This is a genomic window from Arthrobacter sp. LjRoot14 (assembly GCF_964253905.1).
GTDB lineage: Bacteria > Actinomycetota > Actinomycetes > Actinomycetales > Micrococcaceae > Arthrobacter.
Genome location: NZ_CAXURL020000001.1, coordinates 459,798 through 472,798, shown reverse-complemented (window position 1 = coordinate 472,798; position 13,001 = coordinate 459,798). Strand labels below are relative to the sequence as shown.

Here is a 13,001-nt window from a genome sequence, read left to right as displayed (position 1 = left end):
GCCGCCGGCGAGGGTCTCCCCCGGCATTGTGGAGGCGGTGGTTGCTATCGAAGTGGTCATGGTCCGTCCTTCCTAGTTGGCGCGGACACGCGGGTCGAGGCGGACGTAGAGGATGTCCACCAGGAAGTTGGCCAGCAGCACGGCGGCGGTGATGGTCAGGAAGAGGCCCTGCATGAGCGGGTAGTCGAGCCCCTGCACGGCGTTGAGGAGCTGGTATCCCACGCCGGGGTACGCGAACACCACCTCGGTCAGCAGCGCACCGCCCACCACGAAGCCCAGGCTCATGCCGAAGCTGGTCACGGACGGCAGCATGGCATTGCGAGCGGCGTAGCGGAACATGATCCGGCCGGGGCGCAGGCCCTTGGCCTCGGCCATGGTGATGTAGTCCTCGGCGTTGGTGGCGATCATGGTGTTGCGCATGCCCAGCATCCAGCCGCCCACCGAAACCAGCACGATGGTGAGGGCCGGCAGCACCAGGTGCATCCCGACGTCGGACATGAACTCCCAGCTGAAGCTGGGCTCAATGGTGTCGCTGAACGCGTGCCGGATGGGGAACCAGCCCAGCGTGACGCCGAACAAATAGAGGGCACCCATGGCGAGCCAGAAGTACGGGAAGGAACCGATGAAGATCAGCACGGGAGGGAGCGCGGAGTCAATGGCACCGCCGCGCCGCCAGGCGGCCAGGATCCCCAGCAGGTTACCCACGACGGCGGCGATCACCAGTGCGGTTCCGCCCAGCAGGAGGGTCCAGCCCACCTGTGAGGCAATCACTTCCGTGACCGGCGTGGGAAAACGGGAGATGGAGACGCCCATCTGGCCGGTGACCATGTTGTGCAGGTAGTCGACGTACTGTTGCCAGATGGGCCGGTCGTCGACGCCGAGGAGCTTGCGCAGCGCCTCGATCTGTTCGGGCTGCATGCGGTCCTGGGTGCGGGCAAACATGCGGGATACGGGGTCCCCCGGCATAAAGCGCGGGAGCAGGAAATTCAACGTGATGGACACCCAGAAGGCGATCAGGTAGAAACCAAGGCGGCGCAGGATAAAGCGCACGGTTCCCTCCATTCGGGAATTGCGGAGATGGGGCCCCGTTACCGAAGGGCCCAAGCGAGCTTGCGGGTTTGGGGAGGTAATGGGGAGGGGCGCACACCCGGCGCCGGAAGCAGCGCCGGGCGTGCGGTCTGGAGCGGCCCCGGAGGGTCCGCGGCTACTTGGCCGGTTCCAGCGACGTCAGGACCAGCACCGTGGTGGGGGCGCGGACTGACAGGGTGGCGTAAGGGTTCTCTTCCGTGGGCCAGCCGGTGAACCGGGTGTTGTTGTAAGCGCCCCATTCCGGGCCGGCGAACAGCGGGACGGTCGGGGCAACCGCGCTGTACTCCTCCTGGAGCTTGTCCGCGATCCTGTGCTGCGTGTCCTCGTCAGCGGCGGCCGCGAACTCGGTCAGCAGGGCATCGGCCTTCGGATCGCCGAAGCGGTGGTAGTTCTCGAAGGCCTTCTCCCCCACCGGCTTGACCGTGCTGGTGCCCATGATGCCCGCGAAGTACTTGTACGGGCTGGGGTCGTTGGCGCTCCACACGATGCCGGAATCGAAGTCACCGGTTTCGTAGCCTGCCACCACGGCAGCCCAGTCCGGGGAATCCACCTTGGCCGTGACGCCCACTTCGGCGAGGTTCTGTGCGATCACGTTGGCCACGGAGAGCCAGTCGGAGGACGCCGCGCCCACGGAGATCTTGAACTCGAACGGCTTGCCGTCCTTCAGGGTGCGCTTGCCGTCCGCGCCCTTGGCGTAGCCGGCCTTGTCCAGGAGCTTGTTGGCCTCGTCCACGTTGAGCTTGGTCCACTCGCAGTTGTCTTGGACCTCTTTGTTCTTCCACGTTTCGTAGTTGCCGGAAAGTCCGGTGCAGTCCGCCGGCTTGGTGTAGCCGCTCATTCCGATCTTGGTCACCTGGTCCCGGTCCACTGCCATGCTGAGGGCCTTGCGGACGTCAGTGTCGTTGAACGGGGCCTTGGTGGTGTTGAGCTGCCAGTTGATCATGGAGCCCGTGGGCGGGAACCAGTACTTGCGGTGGTCCGGGTCCTTGGAAATGAAGGTCTTCTCGATGTTGGGCATGTACTGGGGCGCCCAGTCCACGTCTCCGTTCGCGGCGGCGAGGTTGGCGCCGTCGTTCCCGGCGAAGGCGAGCATCTTGATGCCGGCGATCTTCTGCTTTTCCGGCTGCCAGTAGTTGGGGTTCTTCTTCAGCACGAAGGACTGGGCCTGGAAGGTGTCCACTTCGGTGTAGGGGCCCGTGCCCACCGGCTTTTCGTTGGCGTCCTTTTCGGGGTCGGCAATCTTGGACCAGACGTGGTCCGGCAGGATGCTCAACTGGCCGAGGTCGAACAGTGCCGGGGACCAGGCGGTCTTGAAGCTGAACTTGACCTGGTTGGCGCCCTCGGCCGTGACGGTGTCCAGGTAGTCGTAGCCGCCCTTGATCTTCTTCTGCAGCGCGAACGTGGTGACCACGTCGGCAGGGACCAGGGGCTGGCCGTCGGACCACTTGACGCCGTCGCGGAGGGTGAAGGTGATGGACTTGCCGTCCTCTGCGGCCTTCCATTCACTGGCCAGCCACGGGGTGGTGTCGCCGTTGGCCGGGTTGTAGATGAGCAGGGACTCGTAGATGGCCTGCTGGGTCATGGGTGCCACGGTGGGGGCGAACGGGTTGAAGTTCCGGACGAACGTGCCCATGTCTTCGCGGGGAATCGTCAGGAGGGCGCTTTGGGCCGAGGCATCAGCCTTTGCGGAGCCGGTGTTGCCCGCGTTGGCGGAGCAGCCCGTGAGCACCAGGGCACCCATGGCCAGGCCGGCCGCTGCGATGCGGGCAGACCTCAGGAATCGTGCTTGTGTCATGATGGATATCTCTTTCCTCGTCTTCGCTGTTGAAGGTGAAGGTGTGGTTGGGGTTGCTGTTCAGTAGTTGATTTGCCGTCAGACTGAATAGCGTTCTAGCAGCGGACAGTCGACCATTTGCTGATGTGCAGTGATCGGCTGTCCGGCTGTAAGGCTTGCGAGTGTCTGGACACCCAGCGCACCCATCTCCTCGAAGGGCAACGCAACCGTGGTCAGCTTGGGCCTGAGGTAGGCCGCAATGAGTTCCTGGTTGTCGAAGCCGATCACGGCGATGTCTTGGGGGATGGCGAGCCCGCGCTCCTTGATGGCGTCGTAAGCGCCCATAGCCATCCGGTCGTTGAGGCAGAACAGGGCAGTTGGCCTGCCTGCCCCGGCCCGATATTTGTCAAGAATTTCGCAGGCGGCCTCGTAGCCGCCGTCCGCCGTCGCATGTCCTGAGACGACGAGTTCAGGGTCCAGTTCCAGCCCTGCTTTGGCGAGTGCTTCGCGGCATCCTTCCAAACGGCCGACGGCGGCGGGAATGTCCGGATCCAAGTTGATGACACCGATTCTGGTGTGGCCGGCTTGCAGTAGACGCTCGACGGCGACACGGCCGCCGGCGCGCTCGTCGGGAACGATCGAGGGCAGCTTCCCGTCCGCGTCAAAGCAGTTGATGAGGACTGTGGGGACCTCGTTGGCGCTTTTAGGAACGTGCACGGCCCGGTGGTACGTGGCCGCGTAAAGAAGTCCTTCCACTCTCTGTTCCAGTAGCTTTTCAACGGCTGCATCTTCCATGCCCCGGTTTGGTCCTGTTGCATCGGCCTGGTCGGAGGGTGCGATGAGCAGGAACCGGCGGGACAGCCAGGCCTGGTCCTGCGCGCCCTTGATGATGTCGACGGCGAACGGAGCCGTGACGATCTCCGTGACGATGCCATACCAGTCGCTGCGCTGCGACGCGAGGGCCCGGGCACCGGCGTTGGGCCGGTATCCCAGGGTCTGGACCGCTTCGAGGATGCGGTGCTTGGTCTCCTCCGAAATGCTGGCGTTCTCGCGGTTGCTCAGGACGAAGGACACCGCGGTGCGGGACACCCCGGCGGCCTTGGCCACGTCCGCCATGGTGACACCCCGGTGTGCGGGGGCCACGGAGACGGCTTTGGAGACGCCGGGGGCCGTCCGGGCCGGTGCGGCCGTCTTCGACGCCGCTGCCTGTGTGCTCTTCGCCATTGAATGCTCCGAAAGTCTTGCCAGCGCTGGCCACCCTGGCCAGTTGAAACCTACTACTAACGCGCGTTACTTCGAGCGTGTGATTTAGGTTACGCGCGTTACTAGGATGCTGTCAACGACCAATTTTCGGCGGCGGCTCCGGCCTTGCGGGTGAAGCTACGGCGTTCCCGGGGCTTGCCCGTCGGCGCGAACCAAGACGGCGACGTTCCGCCAACAAAGTTAGGTTTCCAGGCCGGAGGCAGCGCGACACTTCGTATCACCAGAAAATCCCCCCGAAATGGCCTAATCCCCTACGGCTTACGGGGGGAAACGACCACGCGACGGGGAAAACCGGCGGGCGGGAGCCTCGGGAGGCAGCCGGCGCTGATCTCAGGAGGGGGCGCCATCCTGAGGGTCGGCTCCGTGGACCACCATCACGGGACACTGGGCATGCTCCGCGCAGGCGGAGCTGACCGATCCCAGCAAGAGCCCGGCAAAGCCGCCGTGGCCGCGGGAACCCACAACCAGCATCTGGGCACTGCGGCTTTCCTCGATCAGGACGTAGGCAGCGTGCCCCATGACCGTCCGCTGGGTGAGTCCATGAGGCGGCTTGTCGCCGAAGGCAGCCGTGAGCGCTTCCTTGAGAACCTCCCTGGCTCCTGCCTCCGGGTCCCAGTCCGGCGGCGTGGACCAGCCGAAACCCGTATCAACCGGGAAGTGCCAGGCGGCAACGGCCGTAATCGTGGCGTCCAGGGCAGGGGCAATCCGCGCGGCCCAGCGCAGCGCTGCGACAGACATCGCGGAACCATCAACACCGACAACGATCCGAGGTTTCTCTTGGCTTTGTGACGGACCCATGGCTGAGAATAGCGCCATCCGCGGCACCGGGCATCGGGCCGAACGGCTCTACTTTCGCAAAGTTCGCGGTTAAAGAAGAAAAGCACCAGCTCCGAAGAACTGATGCTTCCCAGTGGTGGCTCCGACCGGCGTCGATCCGGTGACCTTTCGATTTTCAGTCGAACGCTCTACCAACTGAGCTACAGAGCCTAGGTGACATGTCACCTTGACGGCCGGAATTTCTTCTGGCAATCAGAGCGACCCTGACGGGACTTGAACCCGCGACCTCCGCCGTGACAGGGCGGCGCGCTAACCAACTGCGCTACAGGGCCTTGCTATTTTCTTGCTGTCTGCAGTATCGCTACTGCAATTTTTCAAGGCCTTTAGCCTACCAGACTTTTCCATCCGGTTTGACCACATTCCTTGCGTACCCCCAACGGGATTCGAACCCGTGCCGCCGCCGTGAAAGGGCGGTGTCCTAGGCCGCTAGACGATGGGGGCCTGAACTCAATCCGGCTCTGTCAGGGCAAAAATAAAGGGCCGAAGCCTTTCGTTTTTGTCCTTTCGAGTTGCTCCGAACTGGACTATAAAAGTGTAGGGCAGACCCCGGGAATATCCAAAATCGGCATCACGCTGCCGCAGGATCCGGTGCAGGGCGGGTGCAAGATGGACTCATGGATGCCGTTGATGCCCTCAATGAGATCGCCTTCTGGCTGGAACGCGAGCTGGCCCCCACGTTCAAGGTCCAGGCCTTCCGGAAAGCGGCCGGGATCATCGAAGCCCTCGACCCGGGCGAGGTCGAGGCCCGGGCGCGCAACGGCCGGCTGAAGAGCATGAAGGGAATCGGGGACAGGACCTTCGAGGTGATCAGGCAGGCGGTGGACGGCGGCGTCCCCGACTACCTCGAGGGCCTGCGCCAACGCGGGCAGCAGCCGCTCGCGGAAGGCGGCACGGAACTGCACGCCGCCTTGCGTGGAGACCTGCACAGCCACAGCGACTGGTCCGACGGCGGGTCTCCGATCGAGCTCATGGCCGATGCCGCCCGCACCTTGGGCCGGGAGTACCTTGCCCTGACCGACCACTCCCCCAGCCTCAAGATCGCCAATGGCCTGAGTGCCGAACGGCTTCGGGAACAGCTCGACGTCGTTGCGGACGTCAACGCCGGCAGCGGCGGTTTCCGCCTGCTCGCCGGCATCGAGGTGGACATCCTGGAGGACGGCAGACTGGACCAGTCCCCGGACATGCTGGACCGCCTGGACGTTGTGGTGGCGAGCGTCCACTCCAAGCTCCGTTCGGACCGGCACACCATGACCGCGCGGATGTTGGGCGCCATCAGCGATCCGCACATGAACGTCCTGGGCCACTGCACCGGACGGCTGCTCCAGGGATCCCGGGGAACGCGGCCCCAGTCGGAGTTCGACGCCGAGCGGGTGTTCGCCGCGTGCGCCGAGCACGGGGTCGCCGTCGAAATAAATTCCCGCCCCGAGCGGCAGGATCCGCCGGACGAGCTGATCCGGCTGGCCATCGACGCCGGCTGCCTCTTCAGCATCGACAGCGACGCCCATGCTCCGGGCCAGCTGGATTTCCTGCAGTACGGCGCAGCACGTGCGGCATCGAACAGCGTGCCGGCCGAGCGGATTGTCAACACCTGGCCGCTGGACCGCCTGCTGGAGTGGTCCGGACGCGGGGCCTAGCAGCCCGGACATGACGGCCGGCTCGGAACGTTCAGGCGGAACTCAGCTGACCAGCAGGACGGCCATCGTCACCATGACGGCGGCGATGACGGCATCAAGGATGCGCCACGCGCTCCGGCGCCGGAAGACCGGCGCCAGGAACCGTGCGCCCACGCCCAGGACCGTGAACCAGGCGATGCTGGCCAGTCCCGCGCCGGCGGCGAACCACCACCGGCCGTCCGGACCGTGCGTACTGGCCAGCGACCCGAGCAGCAGCACGGTGTCGAGGTAGACGTGCGGGTTCAGCCACGTGAACGCGAGGCCTGTCCCCAGGACGGCTGCCCAGCTGACAGCGCGGGCCGGTTCCAGCTGACCAAGCGCCTGCCCTCGGATGGCGCGCCAGGCGGCAAGGGCTCCGTAGCCCGCCAGGAAAGCGGCCCCCGCCCAGCGCACCACCTCGAGCACCGCCGGGGCGCGTTCAATGACGACGCCGATGCCGGCCACGCCCAGCAGGATCAGCACAAGGTCTGAAACCGCGCAGACCGCGACAACCAGCGCCACATGCGAGCGCTGGATGCCTTGGCGGAGGACGAAGGCATTCTGGGCGCCGATGGCGACAATGAGTGACAGGCCGCTGGCCAGTCCTGAGAGCACGGGAAGAATCACGCCTTCAACGGTATGAGGACTCTCCGCATGAAACCAGTTAAAGATTCTGTCGCTCGATAAGATGAGCTAATGATCGACATCCATCCGGACCAGGCCCGGACTCTCGCGGCCATCGTCGCGCAGGGAAGTTTCGACGCCGCCGCCAGCCACCTTTCCGTCACCGCCTCCGCCGTGAGCCAGCGCATCCGCGCCCTCGAGGTGGCCGTCGGCCGCCCCGTGCTGAGAAGGACGAGGCCCATCGAGCTGACCGAGTCCGGCCAGGCCGTGGTGCGGTTCGCCCGGCAGCTCGAAATGCTCTCGGCAGACCTCGCCGATGAACTGCAGCCGGGGAACCCGCACCCGGACACCCGCCTGACGCTGGTGATCAACAGCGACTCGCTGCACACCTGGGCGATGGCCGGGCTGGCCGCGGTGGCCGGCACGGTCCAGCTGGAGATCCTGCGCGAGGACCAGGACTATTCGCTGGAGCTCCTCCGCAGCGGGGCAGCGGCGGCGGCCATCACGGCCACCCAAAAGCCGGCCCCGGGCTGCAGTTCGCGCCGGCTCGGCGTCATGCGCTACCTCCCGGTCTGCACTCCGGCCTTCGCCGGCTCGTGGTTCGACGACGGCGCCACGGCGGAGTCACTGGCCAAGGCTCCCGTCATCATCTTCGACCGCAAGGACGACCTCCAGGACCGCTACCTGCGGCGGTTCAGCCGGAAATCCCTCCAACCGCCCCGCCATTACGTGCCGGCGGCACACGAGTTCGGCGAGGCGATCCGGCTGGGCATGGGGTGGGGCCTGCTTCCCGAGCTGGAAATCGGCGACGACCTCGACCAGGGCACGCTGCGGCTGATGGCTTCCAAGTCCTTCGTCGATGTGCCGCTGCACTGGCAGCAATGGCGCTATGGCTCGGCAGTCCTGGACGGCGTGGCCGCCGCCATCCAGGACGCTGCACGCGTGCTGAGGTGAGCGCCACAGACCCGAAAGCACTCCACCGCGGAGCGGGACGCTAGCACTGGCAGACCATCAGGGCATTGCCGTCAGGATCCCGGAAGTTGAACCATTGCCCGTGCTGGATGTCCGCCGGATCGGCGCCCAGTTCAACCGCATAGTTGTGCGCTGCCTGGACGTCCTGGGTGTCGAGATGAAAAGCGGGCACCTTGAAAACGACGTCCTGCGAATAAATCCTGCTGTCCAGGACGAGTCCGGTGCCCTCGACCGGCAGCACATAGAGGTGACCAAAGAGGATCTCGCCGTCGGCCGGTACACCCAGCAGCCGGCAGTACCAGTCCCTGGCCGCTTCCACATCGCTGACCGGGACAAAGACCGTGCCAATTCTCGGCGTGATCGGATTCATGGAACTCCTTCCGCATCCATGACCTGCCAGCCACGGGATGGACGTTTTCGACATGTTGGCTCGAGTCTAGGTCGTAACCGTTTGGACTTGGCGCCCCGGCGGCGCCACCGGCGCCGGCACCGGCACCGGCACCGAGGCAACTTTGGCAGGATCTCGACTAGACGTGGCCGATTTCCGCCAGCCCCACCGCGGCTGCAAGGGCTAGATTGGCAGCATGGCAACCACCGCCGAATCCGGCCCCACGCCGTCCGCCGGCCCCCACGAAGGGTCTCCGCACGCCGCACCAGCATCTGCCCCGCAACCACCGTCACACGGCAACACCCCCGCGCCGCATCCCTCCCCAGGGAAGGCGCCGGTCAACAAACTGGGAGTCGCCGCCGTCGTCGTCACCGTGGTCCTGTGGGCCTCCGCGTTCGTGGGCATCCGCGCCGTGGGCCCAAGCTTCTCACCCGGTTCCCTGACCCTGGGACGGCTGGCGATTGCCGCCGTCGTCCTCGGCCTGGTGGTGCTGCCCAAGCTGCGGATACTGCCCAAGGGCCGGGAATGGTGGCCCATCCTCGCCTACGGCGTGATGTGGTTCGGCGGCTACAACGTGGCCCTCAACGCCGCCGAGCACCTGCTGGACGCCGGCACCGCCGCCCTGCTGATCAACGTCAACCCCATCCTGGTGGCAGTGATGGCCGGACTCCTGCTCAAGGAAGGCTTCCCGCGCTGGCTGATCATCGGCAGCCTGATAGCGTTCACCGGCGTCGCTGTGATTGCGCTCAGTTCGGGACAGCGTTCGACGGCGGATGTGGCCGGCGTGCTGCTCTGCCTCCTCGCCGCTGTGCTCGCCGCCGTCAGCGTGATCATCCAGAAGCCCGTGCTGAGGAAGTTCCCCGCGGCCCAGGCCACGTGGTTCGGCATCATGGTGGGTGCAGTCTGCTGCCTGCCGTTCAGCGGCCAGCTGGCCGCCGAGCTGCAGCAGGCGCCGCTCCCGGCCACCCTGGGGCTGGTGTACCTGGGGATCTTCCCGACGGCGATCGCCTTCACCACCTGGGCGTACGCGCTGTCCCTCATCGATGCCGGGAAGCTGGCCGCCACCACGTACCTGGTGCCCGGCACCACCATCCTCATCTCCTGGCTGGTGCTCGGCGAAGTGCCCACTGTGTGGGGCCTTGTGGGCGGCGTGATCTGCCTGGTGGGAGTGGGGCTGACGCGGCGCAAATCCCGCTAGAGTCTTGGTATGCCCGCCAACCTGCCGCCCGGCCTGCCGATCGTCCCGGACGGGGCGGACGATGCGCCCTTCCCCATGACCGAGGCGGATTTCGAGTCGGCCGTCAGCGACGCCCTGGAGCGCATCCCGCCGGACGTGGCCAAGGCCATGGACAACGTCGCCGTGTTCATCGAGGACGACTACGTCCCGCAGCCCGGCGAGGACCCGGACACGGTATTGCTGGGGCTCTACGAAGGCGTTCCGCTGACCGAGCGTGACGCGTGGTGGGGCGCGGGGTCGCTGCCGGACCGGATCACCATCTACCGCCAGCCCATCCTGGAAATCTGCTCCTCCCGGGAAGAAGTGATCCAGGAGGTGGCAGTCACCGTGACGCATGAGATTGCCCACCACTTCGGCATCAGCGACGAACGGCTGCACGAACTCGGCTGGGACTAGCTAGCCTTGTAGGCATGGGACACGACCACAGCCACTCTCACGGTATGACGGGCACTGCCACGGGCAAGCACCGCAAGCGCCTCATCGCCGTCCTCGGCATCACCCTGGCAGTGGTCCTGATCCAGATCATCGGCGCCGTCATTTCCGGCTCCCTGGCCCTGCTCGCCGACGCCGGGCACATGCTGTCCGACGCCGCCGGAGTGTTCATCGCCCTGCTGGCAGCCTGGATTGCCACCCGGCCCGCGAGCGACCAGCGGACCTATGGCTACCAGCGCGCCGAGGTCCTCGCCGCCCTGGCCAATGCACTGGTGCTGATTGTCATTTCCGTGGTGATCTTCACCGAAGCCATCCGTCGGATCGGCGCGGCTCCCGAAGTCCAGACCGACGTGATGCTCTACGCCGCCATCCTTGGCGCCGTGGCCAACCTCGTGTCCCTGCTGATCCTGCGCAGCGCCCAGAAGGAAAGCCTCAATGTGCGGGGCGCCTACCTTGAGGTGCTTGGGGACCTGCTGGGATCGTTCGCCGTCATTGCCGCCGCCGTGGTGATCATGGTGACCGGGTTCCAGGCGGCAGACACCATTGCCTCCATGGTCATCGCCGTGATGATCATCCCGCGGGCGTGGCACTTGCTCCGCGACGTGGTGGACGTGCTGCTTGAGGCCACGCCCAAAGGCGTTGAAGTCCAGATGATCCGGGAGCACATCCTGTCCGTGGACGGCGTCGTGTCCGTGCACGACATCCACATCTGGACCATCACCTCCGGAGTGCCCGTCTTCTCGGCCCACGTGGTGGTGGAAGACGCCGTTCTCAGCGCACGCGGGGCGGACCAGGTGCTGGACAAGCTCGCCACCTGCCTGGGCTCGCACTTCGACACCGAACACTGCACCTTCCAGCTGGAACCCGAGAGCCACTCTGAGCACGAGTCCCACCAGCACGCCTGAGCGGTAGCGCCCACGGAGGCTGCCTCCCGTCCGGGGCTCCCGGCACGGTTCCCGCCTCCTGGGCTAGCGCGGCATGGGCTTGTCAGGGTTGGTGAGCCGGTACAGGAACGCGGCCGTCGCTTCGCGGGAAACCGCGGCCCGGGGCCGGAAGGTGCCGTCCGGATAGCCGGTGGTGATCCCTGCTGCGGCCGCCCAGCTCACTTCACGGTGGAAGGCGTCGCCGGGACGGACGTCGGTGAACGGCGCGGTTGGAGGGGCGGCATAGGCGGGCGCCCCCGCCAACGTTGTGGCGTACCGGTACAGGAACGCAGCCATGGCTTCGCGCGAAACCGGCGCCCGGGGCCGGAAGGTGCCATCGTCGTAGCCTGTGGTGATGCCTTGGCCGGCCAGCCAGGTGATCTCCTTGTAGAACATGTCTCCGGGGCCCAGGTCCTTGAAGGGCGAGACGGCGGGCGGAACAAACCAGGCCGGGGATCCCGCCTTCCGGAACAGGAAGGCGGCCATCGCGTCCCGTTGAACGGATTCCAGCGGCCTGAAGGAGCCGTCGGGATAGCCGGTGCTGATCCCTGAGTTCGAGAGCCAGCTGATCTCGTGGACGAAGGGGGCGCCCGCGGGAACGTCGCTGAAAGCCTGCCGTCCGTTTTCCACCAGGTCCACACGCGAGACTGCGGAACCGCCGTGGACGATGAAGAGTGCTGAGCCGTCGCGGGTCACCACGATGCCCGTGGGGTTCCGCCCCACCGGGAAGGTCGCCGCGACCGTTTCGGTGGCGGCGTCGAGGACAAGGACGTGACCGTTTTCGCTGCTGTCGACAACGTACGCCTTGCCTCCGTCCGGGCTGAACGCAACGGCGCCAGGTGCGCCGGTGAGCGGGATAGTGTGCGACGCCATGGTGCCGGTGTCGACAATCCCCAGGGTGCCCGGGTACATGCATCCCGTGATGTAAAGCCGGGATCCGGAGGGGTTGAGCGTCAGGTCTGAGTTGGACGTGCAGCCGGTTTCAACGGATTTTACGACCCTCCGCTCCGCGACAGAAACGACGTGGACTCCGCCCGCATACGAATCACCGACGTAGAGCGTGCCGCCGTCCGGGCTGACTGCGACCCGTCCGCCTGGCTGGCCGGGAACCGGAACCTTGGCGGTAATCGCATTCGAGGCGGTGTCGATGAACGTCACGTTGCGACCCTCGTACATGGCGCCGAAGAGCGTGCGACCGTCCGGCGAGAGCGTCAGGCGCCCGCCGCCCCGGTCAGTTTCGATGCTCGCCGTCACGGTGTTGGTCCGGGCGTCGACCACCTGGACAATGCCGGGCCCCGTGCCCTGGTTGCGGGGGTTCTGGGTATTGCCGCTGTTGGCGATGTAGAGCCGCGAACCGTCGTCGCTGAGCACAACGCCGAGGGTGCCCATGGCGCCCGGAATGGTGGCCTGGATGGCGCCGGTGGCGGCGTCCTGGACCGTGACATTTCCCGGGTTCATATACAGGAGATGGGGAACGTAGATCCTTGAGCCTGCCGGATCGACCGCCAGCGACGGCGTGAACCGGCTGTTCCCGGCGGCAGGAAACGACGCCGACACCCAGTAGCCGGAGGTCGACGCCGCCATCGGGGCGGCAGCGCCGAGCACTACCAACATCACGGCGAGGAGGACCGCAACACCCGCCGTTCCACGGCGGAGACGGACGAAGTGCTGTTGAGGACGGCGTTGTTGCACGAGAAATCCCCCTACTCGAACTGATCACGCCCCCAGTCCCCAACAGGGTAAGTCCGGCATTCACTCTGCCGCTAGCGTGCCGACTACCTGTTCTGGCCCCTCCGTTAGACGCTTTCCC

General features: G+C 66.0%; 12 protein-coding genes and 3 tRNA genes. 5 read left to right on the top strand and 10 right to left on the bottom strand.

Annotation, left to right across the window (positions count from 1 at the left end; translation table 11 throughout):
• Window positions 1–72: 72 nt before the first annotated feature.
• The 7 genes from ACSQ12_RS02250 to ACSQ12_RS02220 form a co-directional block, all read right to left on the bottom strand.
• Window positions 73–1,050 (bottom strand): ABC transporter permease, encoded by a 978-nt coding sequence (locus ACSQ12_RS02250; RefSeq protein ID WP_436064157.1) that lies wholly within the window; start codon window positions 1,048–1,050, stop codon window positions 73–75.
• Between the two features lie 154 nt (window positions 1,051–1,204).
• Entirely contained in the window at window positions 1,205–2,884 is a 1,680-nt protein-coding gene (locus ACSQ12_RS02245; RefSeq protein WP_209747810.1) for an ABC transporter substrate-binding protein, read from the bottom strand.
• A gap of 78 nt (window positions 2,885–2,962) precedes the next feature.
• Complete coding sequence (locus ACSQ12_RS02240) at window positions 2,963–4,087, bottom strand: LacI family DNA-binding transcriptional regulator (protein ID WP_436064156.1); 1,125 nt, start codon at window positions 4,085–4,087, stop codon at window positions 2,963–2,965.
• A gap of 369 nt (window positions 4,088–4,456) precedes the next feature.
• Window positions 4,457–4,924 carry a universal stress protein gene (locus tag ACSQ12_RS02235; RefSeq protein WP_209747812.1) on the bottom strand — a complete coding sequence of 156 codons (468 nt, stop codon included), beginning with the start codon at window positions 4,922–4,924 and terminating at the stop codon, window positions 4,457–4,459.
• Between the two features lie 113 nt (window positions 4,925–5,037).
• Window positions 5,038–5,113, bottom strand: a tRNA-Phe gene (locus ACSQ12_RS02230).
• Window positions 5,114–5,161: 48 nt separating this feature from the next.
• Window positions 5,162–5,235, bottom strand: a tRNA-Asp gene (locus ACSQ12_RS02225).
• A gap of 96 nt (window positions 5,236–5,331) precedes the next feature.
• A tRNA-Glu gene (locus tag ACSQ12_RS02220) sits at window positions 5,332–5,404 on the bottom strand.
• 173 nt (window positions 5,405–5,577) lie between these two features.
• Between ACSQ12_RS02220 and ACSQ12_RS02215 the strand changes: the two genes are divergently transcribed.
• Window positions 5,578–6,597: a PHP domain-containing protein gene (locus tag ACSQ12_RS02215; RefSeq protein ID WP_436064155.1), complete on the top strand. Its 1,020-nt coding sequence runs from the start codon at window positions 5,578–5,580 to the stop codon at window positions 6,595–6,597.
• A gap of 42 nt (window positions 6,598–6,639) precedes the next feature.
• Here ACSQ12_RS02215 and ACSQ12_RS02210 read toward each other — a convergent pair whose 3' ends face one another.
• Complete coding sequence (locus tag ACSQ12_RS02210; RefSeq protein ID WP_436064154.1) at window positions 6,640–7,230, bottom strand: LysE/ArgO family amino acid transporter; 591 nt, start codon at window positions 7,228–7,230, stop codon at window positions 6,640–6,642.
• Between the two features lie 81 nt (window positions 7,231–7,311).
• On the opposite strand from ACSQ12_RS02210, the gene ACSQ12_RS02205 reads away from it, so the two are divergent.
• Window positions 7,312–8,193, top strand: a complete 882-nt coding sequence (locus ACSQ12_RS02205) for an ArgP/LysG family DNA-binding transcriptional regulator (RefSeq protein WP_436064153.1) — start codon at window positions 7,312–7,314, stop codon at window positions 8,191–8,193.
• A gap of 40 nt (window positions 8,194–8,233) precedes the next feature.
• Here the strand turns inward: ACSQ12_RS02205 and ACSQ12_RS02200 are convergent, their stop codons facing one another.
• Window positions 8,234–8,581: a VOC family protein gene (locus ACSQ12_RS02200; RefSeq protein WP_209747819.1), complete on the bottom strand. Its 348-nt coding sequence runs from the start codon at window positions 8,579–8,581 to the stop codon at window positions 8,234–8,236.
• 214 nt (window positions 8,582–8,795) lie between these two features.
• Here ACSQ12_RS02200 and ACSQ12_RS02195 point away from each other — a divergent pair, with 214 nt between their 5' ends.
• The 3 genes from ACSQ12_RS02195 to ACSQ12_RS02185 are packed head-to-tail and all read left to right on the top strand — an operon-like array spanning window position 8,796 to window position 11,173.
• On the top strand, window positions 8,796–9,797 hold the full coding sequence (locus tag ACSQ12_RS02195) for a DMT family transporter (protein WP_436064152.1): 1,002 nt from the start codon (window positions 8,796–8,798) through the stop codon (window positions 9,795–9,797).
• A 9-nt stretch (window positions 9,798–9,806) separates the two neighbouring features.
• Complete coding sequence (locus ACSQ12_RS02190) at window positions 9,807–10,232, top strand: metallopeptidase family protein (protein WP_209747823.1); 426 nt, start codon at window positions 9,807–9,809, stop codon at window positions 10,230–10,232.
• A 14-nt stretch (window positions 10,233–10,246) separates the two neighbouring features.
• Window positions 10,247–11,173: a cation diffusion facilitator family transporter gene (locus ACSQ12_RS02185; protein WP_209747824.1), complete on the top strand. Its 927-nt coding sequence runs from the start codon at window positions 10,247–10,249 to the stop codon at window positions 11,171–11,173.
• 63 nt (window positions 11,174–11,236) lie between these two features.
• Here the strand turns inward: ACSQ12_RS02185 and ACSQ12_RS02180 are convergent, their stop codons facing one another.
• On the bottom strand, window positions 11,237–12,883 hold the full coding sequence (locus tag ACSQ12_RS02180; RefSeq protein WP_436064151.1) for an S-layer homology domain-containing protein: 1,647 nt from the start codon (window positions 12,881–12,883) through the stop codon (window positions 11,237–11,239).
• Window positions 12,884–13,001: the final 118 nt, after the last annotated feature.

Excerpts from the sequence above, each read along its gene's own strand:
- ACSQ12_RS02245 (WP_209747810.1), bottom strand. The coding sequence starts at position 2,884 with ATGACACAAGCACGATTCCTGAGGTCTGCCCGCATCGCAGCGGCCGGC.
- ACSQ12_RS02240 (WP_436064156.1), bottom strand. The coding sequence starts at position 4,087 with ATGGCGAAGAGCACACAGGCAGCGGCGTCGAAGACGGCCGCACCGGCC.
- ACSQ12_RS02235 (WP_209747812.1), bottom strand. The coding sequence starts at position 4,924 with ATGGGTCCGTCACAAAGCCAAGAGAAACCTCGGATCGTTGTCGGTGTT.
- ACSQ12_RS02215 (WP_436064155.1), top strand. The coding sequence starts at position 5,578 with ATGGATGCCGTTGATGCCCTCAATGAGATCGCCTTCTGGCTGGAACGC.
- ACSQ12_RS02205 (WP_436064153.1), top strand. The coding sequence starts at position 7,312 with ATGATCGACATCCATCCGGACCAGGCCCGGACTCTCGCGGCCATCGTC.
- ACSQ12_RS02200 (WP_209747819.1), bottom strand. The coding sequence starts at position 8,581 with ATGAATCCGATCACGCCGAGAATTGGCACGGTCTTTGTCCCGGTCAGC.
- ACSQ12_RS02195 (WP_436064152.1), top strand. The coding sequence starts at position 8,796 with ATGGCAACCACCGCCGAATCCGGCCCCACGCCGTCCGCCGGCCCCCAC.
- ACSQ12_RS02190 (WP_209747823.1), top strand. The coding sequence starts at position 9,807 with ATGCCCGCCAACCTGCCGCCCGGCCTGCCGATCGTCCCGGACGGGGCG.
- ACSQ12_RS02185 (WP_209747824.1), top strand. The coding sequence starts at position 10,247 with ATGGGACACGACCACAGCCACTCTCACGGTATGACGGGCACTGCCACG.